The sequence below is a fragment of the Photobacterium sp. R1 genome (assembly GCF_054600795.1).
This window is the reverse complement of the sequence record NZ_BAAHZP010000314.1, coordinates 1-324: the sequence shown is the minus strand read 5'-3', so window position 1 is coordinate 324 and position 324 is coordinate 1. Positions and strand designations below refer to the sequence as shown.

1 protein-coding gene is annotated in these 324 nt (G+C 50.9%); it reads right to left on the bottom strand.

Annotated features, from left to right (window positions below):
* A partial coding sequence (locus tag ACYP03_RS25200) for an aspartate/glutamate racemase family protein (RefSeq protein ID WP_459782555.1) occupies positions 1–324 on the bottom strand: 324 nt, incomplete at both ends.

The following is a 324-nucleotide window of genomic DNA, read 5'->3' as shown; positions in this document are numbered from 1 at the left end:
ACTGATTTCCTCTTTTATCAGCGGAAAGTGAGTACATCCGAGTACAACCGTATCGATTGTCGTTTGGAACCAAGGCTGCAATATCCCCGTCAACTCGTCCAGATCGACCTTAGCTCCCCGTAGTTTCATCTCTGCCATTTCAACCAGGCGCGTGTTGCCCAGCAAGTGGACCTCGCAATCTGAAGCAAACTCCTGAATCAGAGCCTGGGTATACTGGCGTTTTACCGTAGCCGGTGTGGCTAATACGCCCAGGCTTTTCGTTTTACTCAGTAATGCTGCAGGCTTGATTGCAGGCACAACCCCAACCACAGGCAAACTCAGTGC